We start from the raw sequence: 14,133 nt of genomic DNA on the forward strand, positions 1-14,133 counted from the left end.
ATGTTTATAAATTCTTCCATTTGGCCAATTAAATTGGTAGTCTTGCTTTAAAACGACCAGTTGGTAAAGATTACAAATTGGATATCAGAGGTTCTTTTCTGGATTATACAGAAAATTGAAGGTCGGTCAATACCCAGCAAAAGTCGCAACAATTCAATCGATAGGTTCATCCAATAGCTAAATTGGAATTTGATATTTTGCTTTTTAAAATTCGAGGTGGCCGTTCATCGATTAAAGCCTTCAAAGTTTGCGTTTTATCGGATAATTAATACCTTTAATAGAAGATTTAAATTAATTGCCTACAAATTATTTAAATTTAGAGTGAGTCAAACCCCAAATTGATCTACTTATGGAAACAAATGCTAATCATTTTAGTAATAGCGATATTACTATTACTTACGAACCATCTGTTTGTATCAACGCAGGACGTTGTGCGAAAGAACTTTCCGATGTATTTAGAAATTCAGTAATCCCATGGATTGACATAGATGGCGCGCCATCTGAAAGAATCATTGATCAAGTCAAAAGATGTCCATCGGGTGCCCTGAAAGCTTATCGCAATCAGAAAGTAGCCTAAACATTAACGAACAAAAAAAATCCCTTTGAAATTGAGTTCAAAGGGATTTTTTTGTTATTGATAAAATTCACCAAGCACATTTTTAATTAAGCCTGCCCGGTCGGTCCAAAATTTAATGGAATAGGCGGTTGTTCATAATCTTTAATCTCACCGTGGGCATTTTCAAAGCGTTTGACGTTTTCACCTAAAGCCTTAAGCAAACGCTTTGCATGTTGAGGAGTCAAAATAATTCGTGACTTCACTTTGCTTTTTGGTGTACCAGGCATAATACTGACAAAATCTACTACAAATTCTGATACTGAATGATTAATGATGGCTAAGTTGGAATAAATCCCTTCTGCTACCTTTTCGTCCAATTCAATATTGATTTGTCCTGGTCTTGGTGTTTCTTTGTTATCGCTCATAATTCTTACATTCCTGCGAAGGCAGGAATCTCGTCTTTAAAAGTTAATATCTTGAATAATTCAACGCGTTCATCTTACAACTTATAAAATTAAAACACATCGTTTTATTAAAAACGTCCCTGCGCCTGCCGGCAGGCAAGCGCAGGGATTTGTTAATTATAATTCAATTCTTCTTTAGCTTTCATCATTTCATTGAACTCTTCTTTAGAACCAACGATGATATTCTCATATCGTCTCACACCGGTTCCAGCAGGAATTCTATGCCCCACAATAACATTTTCCTTCAAGCCTTCTAAGTCATCAACTTTAGCGCTTACTGCAGCCTCGTTAAGTACTTTGGTCGTTTCCTGGAACGACGCCGCCGAAATAAATGATTTTGTCTGTAATGAAGCTCTTGTAATACCCTGAAGAATAGGAGTTGCCGTGGCTGGCTGTGCATCTCTTGCAACTGCCAACTGACCATCCTCTCTTCTTATAACAGAGTTCTCATCTCTTAATTGACGCATCGTTACGATCTGTCCTGGTTTAAGCGTTTTAGAATCACCTGCATCTTCAATCACTTTCATTCCAAAGATCTTATCGTTTTCTTCGATAAAATCGGATTTGTGGACCAATTGATCTTCTAAGAAAATAGTATCGCCAGAATCAATGATTCTTACTTTACGCATCATTTGTCTTACAACAACTTCAAAATGCTTATCGTTGATTTTCACACCTTGCAAACGGTATACTTCCTGTACCTCATTTACCAAGTACTGTTGAACCGCTGAAGGGCCTTTGATATTCAAGATGTCGTCTGGAGTAATGGAACCATCAGACAATGGCATACCTGCTTTAACATAATCATTTTCTTGAACAAGAATCTGACTAGAAAGTTTCACCAAGTATTTCTTAACCTCACCTAACCTTGATTCGATGATAATCTCGCGGTTACCTCTTTTGATTTTTCCGAAAGACACTACCCCATCAATTTCACTTACTACAGCAGGGTTAGAAGGATTACGAGCTTCAAACAACTCAGTTACACGAGGTAAACCTCCGGTAATGTCACCAGACTTAGCTGATCTTCGAGGAATCTTAACCAATACCTTACCAACATTAATCTTCTCACCATCATTAATCATCAAGTGAGCTCCAACCGGTAAGTTGTACGATCTAATCGCATTACCTTTAGCATCTTCGATATGTAGGGTTGGAATCAATTTCTTATTTCTCGATTCAGAAATAACCTTTTCTTGGAATCCAGTTTGTTCATCAATTTCAACCTGGTATGTCACACCTTGTTCGATATTTTCGTAGGAAATCTTTCCAGCAAATTCTGAAATGATTACACCGTTGTAAGGATCCCAAGAACAAATGACATCTCCCTTTTTCACTTTATCACCTGGTTTGCAGAAGATAAATGAACCATAAGGAATGTTATGTGTACTCAGTGTAATCCCTGTTTTGGCATCTACCAATTTAAATTCAGAGGTTCTAGAAATAACGACATCAACTGCATCACCATTGTTATCTGTTCCTTTAACCACTTTTAAATCTTCAATTTCAGCAATACCATCAAACTTAACCGTCAATTTATTTTCTTCTGAAATGTTACCTGCAATACCACCCACGTGGAAAGTACGAAGCGTTAACTGTGTTCCAGGCTCTCCAATAGATTGCGCTGCAACCACACCAACTGCTTCACCTTTTTGAACCATTTTACCGGTTGCAAGGTTACGTCCGTAACACTTAGCACAAATACCTTTGGTAGCTTCACAAGTCAATGCTGAACGAACTTCAACCGAGTCTAAAGCAGAATTCTGAATGCGTTTTGCTACGGCATCATCAATATGCTCACCTGCTGCAACAATTAACTCTTCAGTCAATGGATCATAAACATCATTTAAAGATGTTCTACCAACAACTCTATCCTCAAGTTTTTCAATAATCTCCTCATTCTTCTTTAAAGCAGATACTTCAATACCTCTCAATGTTCCACAATCTTCACTGTAGACAATCACATCTTGGGAAACATCCACTAAACGACGCGTTAAATAACCAGCATCGGCTGTTTTAAGAGCCGTATCTGCAAGACCTTTACGAGCACCGTGAGTAGAAATAAAGTATTCCAAAATTGAAAGACCTTCCTTAAAGTTGGAAAGAATTGGGTTTTCAATGATCTCTCCACCACCTGCACTAGATTTTTTAGGCTTCGCCATCAATCCACGCATTCCGGTCAACTGACGGATCTGTTCTTTAGACCCACGTGCTCCAGAATCAAGCATCATATATACAGAGTTAAACCCTTGCTGATCTTCGCGGATACGCTTCATAGACAATTCAGTCAATTCAGCATTCGTAGAAGTCCAGATATCAATTACTTGGTTATAACGTTCATTATTGGTAATCAATCCCATGTTATAGTTGGCCATAATACCATCAACTTGGTTGTTGGCACTATCAATCATACTTTGTTTTTCAGCCGGAATTATAATATCACCTAAACTGAACGACAGACCACCTTGGAACGCAAACTTATATCCGAGATCTTTGATCTCATCCAAAAATTCAGCTGTTTCAGGAACAGAAGTCACTTTAAGAATGTTACCAATAGCATCTCTCAATGATTTTTTGGTCAATACCTGATTGATGAAACCAGCTGCCTTTGGCACGGTTTCGTTGAACAGGACACGACCAACTGTCGTTTGAATAATTTTAGTGACCAATTCACCTTCTTCATTGAGGTCTTCTGTTCTAACTTTAATCCCAGCATTTAAGTCTACCTTCTTCTCATTATAGGCAATTGTCACTTCTTCTGGAGAATAGAACGTTATACCTTCGCCCTTTACTTTGACTTCATCCGTTGAAAAACGCTCCTTGGTCATATAGTAAAGACCAAGAACCATGTCTTGAGAAGGTACGGTAACTGGAGAACCATTGGCAGGGTTCAAAATATTATGAGAAGCCAACATTAATAATTGTGCTTCCAAAATAGCTTCTGGGCCTAATGGTAAATGTACCGCCATTTGGTCACCATCAAAATCCGCGTTGAACGCCGTACATACCAATGGGTGCAATTGGATGGCTTTACCTTCAATTAATTTAGGCTGGAAGGCCTGAATACCGAGTCTGTGTAATGTAGGTGCACGGTTTAAAAGAACTGGGTGTCCTTTTAAAACATTCTCTAATATATCCCAAACTACAGGCTCTTTTCTATCTATAATTTTCTTTGCAGATTTTACAGTTTTTACAATCCCACGCTCAATCAGTTTTCTGATAATGAATGGCTTGTAAAGTTCTGCTGCCATGTTTTTAGGCAATCCACATTCAAATAATTTTAATTCCGGTCCAACGACGATTACCGAACGTGCCGAATAATCCACACGTTTACCAAGTAAGTTTTGACGGAAACGTCCTTGTTTTCCTTTAAGGGAATCGGATAATGATTTTAACGGTCTGTTAGAATCTGTTTTAACTGCAGAAGCTTTTCGCGTGTTGTCAAATAAAGAATCTACAGATTCTTGCAACATACGCTTCTCATTTCGTAAAATAACTTCTGGAGCTTTGATTTCAACCAAACGCTTCAATCGGTTGTTACGAATAATCACACGACGGTACAGATCATTTAAATCTGAAGTTGCAAAACGACCACCATCCAATGGCACCAACGGACGTAACTCTGGTGGAATTACTGGTATGGCCTTCATGATCATCCATTCTGGAAGATTTTCACGGTTGGCATTAGAGTCGCGGAAAGCTTCAACAACTTGAAGACGCTTTAAGGCTTCTGTTTTACGTTGTTTTGAAGTTTCAGTGTTTGCTTTGTGACGCAATTCAAAAGACAACTCATTCAAATCAATTCTTGAAAGCAAATCAATCAAGCATTCCGCCCCCATTTTTGCTATGAACTTGTTCGGATCATTGTCATCTAAATACTGGTTATCCTGTGGAAGTGATTCAAGAATAGTCAAATACTCTTCTTCCGTCAAGAAATCCATTTTCTGTAGTGGTTCTCCATCAACATTTTTTGCATTACCAGGTTGGATCACTACATAACGCTCGTAATAAATGATCATATCCAATTTCTTGGAAGGTAATCCCAACAAGTAACCTATTTTGTTTGGTAAAGAACGGAAATACCAAATATGAGCCACAGGAACAACCAAATTGATATGTCCAACTCTGTCTCTACGTACTTTCTTCTCTGTTACCTCAACACCACAACGGTCACAAACAATTCCTTTGTAACGGATACGCTTATATTTACCACAAGCACATTCAAAATCCTTTACAGGACCGAAAATACGCTCACAGAACAAACCATCTCTTTCTGGTTTATGTGTTCGATAATTAATAGTTTCAGGTTTAAGAACCTCACCACGAGATGCTGCTAAAACAGACTCTGGAGACGCTAAACCAATGGAGATTTTATTAAATCTCTGTACTGTATTCTTATCTTGTCTTCTTGCCATTTTTTATGGTACTAACAAATTATAATTTAATTTTTATGATTGGGTAGAGACAGATCGGAATCTGTCTCTACATTGGAATAATTTCCAGGAAATTACTCCTCCAATCTAATATCCAATCCTAATCCTTTCAATTCATGCATTAACACGTTGAATGATTCAGGAAGTCCTGGTTCTGGCATTGGCTCTCCTTTTACGATTGCTTCGTAAGTTTTAGCTCTACCTATAACATCATCAGATTTTACTGTTAGGATCTCACGTAAGGTTGCAGATGCGCCATAAGCCTCAAGTGCCCATACCTCCATCTCACCAAATCGCTGGCCACCAAATTGAGCTTTACCACCCAATGGTTGTTGCGTAATCAATGAGTAAGGCCCAATTGAACGTGAGTGCATCTTATCGTCAACCATATGTCCTAATTTCAACATATAAATCACACCAACCGTTGCAGGTTGATCAAAACGATCTCCCGTACCACCATCATACAGATAAGTATGTCCAAAACGTGGAATTCCAGCCTCGTCGGTCAACTCATTAATCTGATCCAATGTTGCACCATCAAAGATTGGTGTAGCATAGGTACGACCTAATTTTTGACCTGCCCATCCAAGAACAGTCTCATAAATTTGTCCAATGTTCATACGAGAAGGTACACCAAGTGGATTCAACACGATATCTACTGGAGTTCCATCTTCCAAGAATGGCATATCTTCCTGACGGACGATACGTGCAACAATACCTTTATTACCGTGACGTCCTGCCATTTTATCACCTACTTTAAGTTTACGCTTTTTAGCAATATAAACTTTAGCCAATTTGATAATACCTGCTGGCAACTCATCTCCCACAGAGATTGTAAACTTTTCACGACGCAACGATCCTTGAAGATCATTTTCTTTAATTTTATAATTGTGGATCAAATCTAAAACTAAACTATTCGTATGCTCGTCAGTTGTCCAAGTTCCTGAAGTAAGATGCGTATAATCATCAACAGAGTTCAACATTTTTAGGGTGTACTTTTTACCCTTAGGAATGATTTCCTCTCCAAGATCATTAAAGATTCCTTGTGCAGTTTTTCCGTTTACGATAGCAAATAGTTTGTCGACCAATACGGCTTTTAACTCATCAAACTTTCTGTAATAGACGGCTTCTAATGCGTCAATATCTTCTTTATCCTTAGCTCTTTTTCGTTTGTCCTTAACCGCTCTTGAGAATAGTTTTTTCTCAATAACAACACCGTGCAATGAAGGAGAAGCTTTCAATGAAGCGTCTTTAACATCACCTGCTTTATCACCAAAGATTGCTCTTAATAATTTTTCTTCTGGCGTCGGATCAGATTCACCTTTTGGAGTAATCTTACCAATTAGGATATCTCCTGGCTTGATCTCAGCACCAATACGAATCATACCATTCTCGTCCAAGTCTTTCGTAGCCTCTTCAGAAACGTTTGGAATATCATTCGTCAACTCTTCATTACCTAATTTGGTATCACGAACCTCCAATGAATATTCATCAATATGGATGGAGGTAAAAATATCGTCACGAACAACTTTCTCAGAGATCACAATAGCATCCTCAAAATTGTAACCTTTCCATGGCATAAACGCCACTTTCATGTTTCGACCAAGGGCAAGCTCTCCATTTTGGGTTGCATAGCCTTCACAAAGTACTTGTCCTTTTTTAACTTTATCGCCCTTAGTTACTATAGGTTTTAAGTTAATTGAAGTACCTTGGTTGGTTTTTCTAAACTTGACCAGCGGATAGGTTTTGGTATCGCTATCAAAGCTTACCATGGCTTGTTCTTCGGTACGTTCGTACTTAATGACTATTTCATTCGCATCAACATACTCAACAACACCTTCGCCTTCTGCATTAATCAATACTCTTGAATCTGATGCTACTTGACGCTCCAAACCGGTTCCGACAATTGGTGCATCAACACGCAATAATGGTACTGCTTGACGCATCATGTTAGATCCCATCAAGGCTCTGTTGGCATCGTCATGCTCCAGGAATGGAATCAGTGATGCTGAAATAGAAGCTACTTGATTAGGTGCTACGTCAGTATAATTAGCAGTTGCACCGTCTATGACAGGGAAATCCCCTTCTTGACGGGCAATAATTTTGTCTTCAAGAATTTTTCCATCACCATCAACATGAATATTCGCTTGAGCAATCAACATGTCTTCTTCTTCTTCAGCACTCAAATAAATTGGATCATTCTTAATATCTACTACACCGTCAGTAATTTTACGATATGGTGTTTCGATGAAGCCCATTCCGTTAACTTTAGCGTAAACCGAAAGTGAAGAAATCAAACCAATGTTTGGTCCCTCAGGGGTTTCAATCGGACATAAACGGCCATAGTGTGTGTAGTGAACGTCACGTACCTCAAAACCTGCACGCTCTCTGGATAAACCTCCAGGTCCTAATGCTGATAAACGACGTTTGTGCGTAATCTCAGCCAATGGATTCGTTTGATCCATAAATTGAGATAACTGGTTCGTCCCAAAGAAAGAGTTGATTACGGAAGACAAAGTCTTGGCGTTAATCAAATCAATTGGTGTAAACACCTCATTGTCACGAACGTTCATACGCTCACGGATAGTACGTGCCATACGCGCCAAACCAACACCAAACTGCTGTGATAATTGCTCACCTACTGTACGTACACGACGGTTAGAAAGGTGGTCAATATCATCAATTTCAGCCTTAGAGTTGATCAACTCGATTAAATATTTGATAATGGTAATGATATCCAATTTAGTAAGCACTTGCTTATCCATACCGATATCAAGATTCAATTTTTTGTTCATTCTATAACGACCTACTTCACCTAAAGAGTAACGTTGGTCTGAGAAGAACAATTTGTCAATAATACCACGGGCAGTTTCCTCATCTGGCGGCTCCGCGTTTCTCAATTGACGGTAAATATGTTCAACAGCTTCTTTTTCGGAGTTTGTTGGATCCTTTTGAAGCGTGTTATGTATAATGGCGTAATCACCTTGCTGTGCACTTTCCTTGTGTAAAAGAACTGTTTTTGCATCAGCTTCAAGGATTTCCTCAATATTATCTTTATCTAAAACAGTATCACGATCAAGCACAATCTCGTTACGCTCAATGGATACTACCTCACCTGTATCTTCATCAACAAAATCCTCGTGCCAGGTGTTTAGTACACGTGCCGCAAGTTTCCTGCCTATAATTTTTTTAAGTCCAGACTTAGACACTTTAACCTCTTCTGCAAGGTCAAAAATCTCAAGAATATCTTTATCGCGTTCAAAGCCAATGGCTCTGAACAAGGTTGTAACAGGTAATTTTTTCTTTCTATCAATATAGGCGTACATAACGCTATTGATATCCGTAGCAAATTCAATCCAAGAACCCTTAAATGGAATTACTCTGGCAGAATATAATTTAGTTCCATTGGCATGGAAGGATTGACTGAAGAATACCCCAGGAGATCTGTGCAATTGTGAAACCACAACACGCTCAGCACCATTGATACAAAACGTACCGCTTGGAGTCATGTAAGGAATTGTTCCTAAATACACATCTTGAACAATGGTTTCAAAGTCTTCATGTTCAGGGTCTGTACAATACAATTTCAAACGCGCTTTTAAGGGCACACTGTATGTTAATCCTCTTTCAATACATTCTTCAATAGAATACCTTGGTGGATCAATGAAATAATCCAAAAACTCCAAAACAAATTGATTGCGAGTGTCGGTAATTGGGAAGTTTTCCATGAAGGTATTGTAGAGACCTTCATTCCCTCTTTCTTCAGATTTAGTCTCTAATTGGAAAAAATCCTGGAAGGATTTTATTTGGATATCCAAAAAATCCGGATACTCCGTTCTATTTACAATAGACGAGAAATTTAATCTTTCAGCTTTTTGTGCTAACATCGATGAACGGGATTTTGATTAAAATAATTGTGTTTTTTTTATGTACCTTTAATATACACAAAAGGGTTTAGGTCATTCCGAACTTCCGATAGTAATCGGGATCGGAAGACCTAAACCAAAATTTGTAGTTTGGGTTAAGCTTATTTAAGCTCAACTTCTGCTCCTGCGTCTTCTAATTGACCTTTTAAAGCTTCTGCTTCATCTTTAGAAACACCTTCTTTAATGTTGCTTGGTGCATTATCAACCAATTCTTTAGCTTCTTTCAAGCCTAAACCAGTTAATTCTTTTACCAATTTAACAACTGCCAATTTAGATGCACCTGCAGCTTTAAGAACTACGTCAAATTCTGACTGCTCTTCAGCCGCTTCAGCAGCACCGCCTCCACCTGCAGCAACTGCAACAGCAGCAGCAGCTGGCTCGATACCATACTCATCTTTTAATATTGTAGCTAATTCGTTAACTTCTTTTACTGTCAAATTAACTAATTTTTCTGCGAAATCTTTTAAATCTGCCATTTTCTATCGTTTTAATAATTTTAATAAAATATAATTTGTTTAAGTGCGTACTGTTTTGACTATCCTTCTTTTTCGGATAGAGTTTTAAGGATACCTGCTAATTTACCACCACTTGATTTAAGCGCTGAAATAACATTTTTAGCAGGAGATTGAAGCAATCCTACAATATCTCCAATTAATTCCTCTCTTGATTTGATGTCGACTAATACATCCAATTGCTCATCACCAATGTAGATCGCTTCTTCAATAAAAGCTCCTTTAAGCAAAGGCCTATCAGATTTTTTACGAAATGCTTTAATTACTTTAGCTGGAGCATTTCCAGTTTCCGAATACATTACTGAAGTGTTTCCGACTAAGGTTTTTGGAAGTTGACCAAAATCTTTATCAGAAGCTTCCATAGCTTTCTCCAACAAGGTATTCTTTACGACGGCCATTTTAATGCCTGCTTTAAAGCACGCGCGACGTAATTCTGAAGTGTTTTTCGCATTTAATCCAGAAATATCCGTTAAATAGATATGTGTATTTTCTGCTAATTGAGTAGTCAACTCTACAATAACTTGTGATTTTTCTTCTCTTGTCATAATATTAAAGTTTAACTACTAACCTATTTTAGTATCGATTGATATACTTGGACTCATGGTGCTTGACATAAAAATACTCTTCATGTACACACCTTTAGCTGCAACAGGTTTCATTTTGATTAAAGTTGTCAACAGTTCATTCGCATTGTCCGTTATCATATCGGGAGTAAATGATGCTTTCCCGATTGGAGCGTGAACGATTCCGGTTTTATCAACTTTAAAATCTATTTTACCAGCTTTTACTTCAGCAACCGCTTTGGCCACATCCATAGTTACTGTACCTGTTTTAGGGTTTGGCATTAAGCCTCTTGGACCTAATATTCTACCTAAAGGACCTAGTTTACCCATGATTGCAGGCATAGTGACAATAACGTCAACATCTGTCCAACCACTTTTGATTTTATCAAGGTACTCATCCAATCCTACATAATCAGCGCCCGCATCCTTAGCTTCCTGCTCTTTGTCAGGGGTTACCAATGCAAGAACCTTCATGTCCTTTCCTGTTCCGTGAGGTAAAGAAACAACACCTCTTACCATTTGATTTGCCTTACGAGGATCAACTCCAAGTCTTACAGCGATATCCACTGAAGCATCAAATTTTGTATAAGTGATTTCTTTTAATAAAGCCGCAGCCTCTTCAAGAGAATAAAGTTTATTCTTGTCAACTTTAGCCCTTGCCTCTTTTTGCTTTTTAGTTAATTTTGCCATTTCAAAAATTTTTAATTAGGTTTTTTACCTGTTACAGTAATACCCATTGATCTTGCCGTCCCAGCAACCATGTCCATTGCTTTTGCTTCGGTAAATGCATTTAAATCTTGCATTTTATCTTCTGCAATTGCTTTAACTTGATCCCAAGTTACTTTTGCTACCTTTTTTCTGTTCGGTTCTCCAGATCCTTTTTTTACTTTGGCCGCTTCCATTAATTGTACTGCAGCTGGTGGGGTCTTAATTACGAAATCAAACGATTTATCCTTGAACACAGAAATTACAACTGGTAATACTTTACCGGCCTTATCCTGAGTCCTAGCATTAAATTGCTTACAGAATTCCATGATATTAACTCCAGCAGCTCCTAAAGCGGGTCCTACCGGTGGCGATGGATTCGCTGCACCTCCCCGAACTTGTAGCTTAACTACTTTACTTAATTCTTTTGCCATTTTTAAAATTTTAGTTGCACGTCTTTCCAATGGAAGCCAAAAGACATACGATCTATTTGTAACAATTATTAAACTTTTTCAACTTGCATATAACTTAATTCCAATGGTGTCTTTCTTCCGAATATTTTCACCATTACTTCAAGCTTACGCTTTTCTTCATTTATTTTTTCAATAGTTCCGTCAAATCCATTAAATGGACCGTCTATAACTTTTACGGTCTCTCCAATAGTAAACGGAATAGCCGCGTTAGCATCTGCATCTACGGTTAGCTCATCCACTTTACCTAACATCCTATTGACTTCAGACTGTCTTAAAGGCACAGGATCTCCTCCTTTTACCTCTCCTAAAAACCCAATGACGTTAGTAATGGATTTAATGATATGAGGAATCTCGCCAGTTAAATTGGCTTGTATCATTATGTAGCCAGGAAAGTAAACTTTCTCTTTACTTATTTTTTTCCCGTTGCGAATTTGTATGACTTTTTCAGTAGGCACCAAAACTTGATCTACATAGTCGCCGAGACCCAAACGGGCAATTTCGTTTTCTATATAGGTTTTGATCTTGTTTTCTTGACCACTAACGGCCCTTACAACATACCACTTTTTATTTCCACTAGTTTCAGACATCCTTAATGTGTATTTTACTTGATCCAGTCGAAATACGTTTCGATAACCCCACTGAATACTGTATCAACTCCCCAAATTGCCAAAGCAAATATTATTGAGAAAACAGCTACTACTATGGTCAAACGCTGAGCTTCAGCCCATGTTGGCCATGTAACATTGTTCTTTAATTCACTAAATGATTCTGAAATATAATTTACAAATCCTGCCATTATAGTTGTGTTAATTTTAAAGTGGGAGCGTTCAATTCTATTCTCTGTTAAATTCTATTCGGACCATTTATATTTCGGTTCCAAAATGCTCTGCACGGGTTGCGAGACTCGAACTCACGACACCTGGTTTTGGAGACCAGTGCTCTACCAACTGAGCTAAACCCGTATTATAAAAAGAAATCCATGTTATCATCCCTTTCTTTTTATTTAATTTCAACAATTAATTCCTCAGTTGTTGAGCTCACGATTTAGGCGTGACAGATTAATATAAATCAAGGCATCCTGAAAAATCAAGACGCCTTAATATATATTTAAGCAATAATTAGTCTAAAATTTCAGTTACCTGACCTGCACCTACAGTACGTCCACCTTCACGGATAGCGAAACGTAAACCTACATTCATTGCAATTGGTTGGATTAACTCAACTGTAATTGTCAAGTTATCACCAGGCATAACCATCTCAACACCTTCTGGCAATGTGATGTTTCCTGTCACGTCAGTTGTACGTACATAGAACTGAGGACGGTAGTTGTTATGGAATGGTGTATGACGTCCACCTTCTTCTTTTTTCAAGATATAAACCTCAGCTTTAAATTTTGCATGTGGTTTTACAGAACCTGGCTTAACAATAACCATACCTCTTGAAATTTGAGTTTTCTCAATTCCTCTTAATAAGATACCAGCGTTATCACCAGCTTCTCCTCTGTCAAGGATTTGACGGAACATTTCAATACCAGTAATAGTAGAAGTTAATTTCTCAGCACCCATACCGATGATTTCAACTGGGTCTCCAGTTTTAGCAATACCAGTTTCGATACGCCCTGTAGCAACAGTTCCACGACCAGTAATAGAGAAAACATCTTCAATCGGCATCAAGAAAGGCTTATCCATATCACGAACTGGCTCTTCAATCCAAGTATCAACAGCTTCCATTAATTCCAACAACTTGTCAACCCATTGTTGCTCGCCGTTAAGCGCTCCTAAAGCAGAACCTTGTACAACTGGACCGTTATCACCATCATAATCGTAGAACGACAACAATTCACGGATTTCCATTTCAACTAGCTCTAATAATTCAGGATCGTCAACCAAGTCAACTTTGTTCATGAATACAACAATTCTAGGAATACCAACTTGGCGACCTAAAAGGATGTGTTCACGTGTTTGTGGCATTGGACCATCCGTCGCAGCTACAACAAGGATAGCACCGTCCATCTGAGCGGCACCAGTAACCATGTTTTTTACGTAATCCGCGTGACCTGGACAGTCTACGTGAGCGTAATGACGATTTGCTGTTGCATATTCTACGTGTGATGTATTAATTGTAATACCTCTTTCTTTTTCTTCTGGAGCGTTATCAATTTGATCAAATGATCTTGCTTCTGAAAAACCTGCATCAGCTAATACTTTAGTAATAGCTGCTGTCGTAGTTGTTTTACCGTGATCCACGTGTCCAATAGTACCTATATTAAGGTGTGGTTTTGAACGATCGAAAGTTGCCTTTGCCATGTTTAATTTATTTTAATCTTAATTTATATTAGTGTTCAAAAATTTAATTTTGCTTATTTAAAAGAGCCAATGACGAGAATTGAACTCGTGACCTCTTCCTTACCAAGGAAGCGCTCTACCCCTGAGCTACACCGGCGTTTGAGTTTGGTGGTTTCAGGTTCCTGATCTCAAGTTCAAAAAGTTGCAACAAGAAAC

Annotated in this window: 11 protein-coding genes and 2 tRNA genes; 1 reads left to right on the top strand and 12 read right to left on the bottom strand. The window is 38.1% G+C overall.

The features are described from left to right. Window positions 1-349: 349 nt before the first annotated feature. Entirely contained in the window at window positions 350-577 is a 228-nt protein-coding gene (locus G6N06_RS16525) for a (4Fe-4S)-binding protein (RefSeq protein WP_163517892.1), read from the top strand. Window positions 578-663: 86 nt separating this feature from the next. On the opposite strand, the gene G6N06_RS16530 is transcribed toward G6N06_RS16525, so the two are convergent. The 12 genes from G6N06_RS16530 to G6N06_RS16585 all read right to left on the bottom strand — a co-directional run bounded on the left by G6N06_RS16530 (window position 664) and on the right by G6N06_RS16585 (window position 14,074). Beyond that, window positions 664-981: a DUF3467 domain-containing protein gene (locus G6N06_RS16530; protein ID WP_163517893.1), complete on the bottom strand. Its 318-nt coding sequence runs from the start codon at window positions 979-981 to the stop codon at window positions 664-666. Window positions 982-1,133: 152 nt separating this feature from the next. Beyond that, window positions 1,134-5,435 carry a DNA-directed RNA polymerase subunit beta' gene (gene rpoC, locus G6N06_RS16535; protein WP_163517894.1) on the bottom strand — a complete coding sequence of 1,434 codons (4,302 nt, stop codon included), beginning with the start codon at window positions 5,433-5,435 and terminating at the stop codon, window positions 1,134-1,136. A 92-nt stretch (window positions 5,436-5,527) separates the two neighbouring features. Then, on the bottom strand, window positions 5,528-9,340 hold the full coding sequence (gene rpoB / locus G6N06_RS16540) for a DNA-directed RNA polymerase subunit beta (protein WP_163517895.1): 3,813 nt from the start codon (window positions 9,338-9,340) through the stop codon (window positions 5,528-5,530). A 140-nt stretch (window positions 9,341-9,480) separates the two neighbouring features. Then, window positions 9,481-9,855 (bottom strand): 50S ribosomal protein L7/L12, encoded by a 375-nt coding sequence (gene rplL / locus G6N06_RS16545; protein ID WP_163517896.1) that lies wholly within the window; start codon window positions 9,853-9,855, stop codon window positions 9,481-9,483. A gap of 59 nt (window positions 9,856-9,914) precedes the next feature. Then, window positions 9,915-10,436, bottom strand: a complete 522-nt coding sequence (gene rplJ / locus G6N06_RS16550; protein ID WP_163517897.1) for a 50S ribosomal protein L10 — start codon at window positions 10,434-10,436, stop codon at window positions 9,915-9,917. Window positions 10,437-10,454: 18 nt separating this feature from the next. Continuing rightward, complete coding sequence (gene rplA, locus G6N06_RS16555) at window positions 10,455-11,144, bottom strand: 50S ribosomal protein L1 (protein WP_163517898.1); 690 nt, start codon at window positions 11,142-11,144, stop codon at window positions 10,455-10,457. Window positions 11,145-11,155: 11 nt separating this feature from the next. Beyond that, on the bottom strand, window positions 11,156-11,593 hold the full coding sequence (gene rplK / locus G6N06_RS16560) for a 50S ribosomal protein L11 (RefSeq protein ID WP_163517899.1): 438 nt from the start codon (window positions 11,591-11,593) through the stop codon (window positions 11,156-11,158). A gap of 68 nt (window positions 11,594-11,661) precedes the next feature. After that, the gene (nusG, locus tag G6N06_RS16565) at window positions 11,662-12,219 is read right to left on the bottom strand and encodes a transcription termination/antitermination protein NusG (protein ID WP_163517900.1); all 558 of its coding nucleotides are present in this window, start codon (window positions 12,217-12,219) and stop codon (window positions 11,662-11,664) included. Window positions 12,220-12,233: 14 nt separating this feature from the next. Then, window positions 12,234-12,428, bottom strand: coding sequence for a preprotein translocase subunit SecE (gene secE / locus G6N06_RS16570; RefSeq protein ID WP_163517901.1), 195 nt, complete (start codon window positions 12,426-12,428; stop codon window positions 12,234-12,236). Window positions 12,429-12,521: 93 nt separating this feature from the next. Next, window positions 12,522-12,594 (bottom strand) — tRNA-Trp (locus tag G6N06_RS16575). Between the two features lie 156 nt (window positions 12,595-12,750). Beyond that, a complete protein-coding gene (gene tuf / locus G6N06_RS16580; protein ID WP_163517902.1) occupies window positions 12,751-13,938 on the bottom strand; it encodes an elongation factor Tu in 1,188 nt (395 codons plus the stop codon). A 64-nt stretch (window positions 13,939-14,002) separates the two neighbouring features. Further along, window positions 14,003-14,074 (bottom strand) — tRNA-Thr (locus G6N06_RS16585). Window positions 14,075-14,133 lie beyond the last annotated feature (59 nt).

This window comes from Gelidibacter japonicus (genome assembly GCF_010725055.1).
Taxonomy (GTDB): domain Bacteria; phylum Bacteroidota; class Bacteroidia; order Flavobacteriales; family Flavobacteriaceae; genus Gelidibacter; species Gelidibacter japonicus.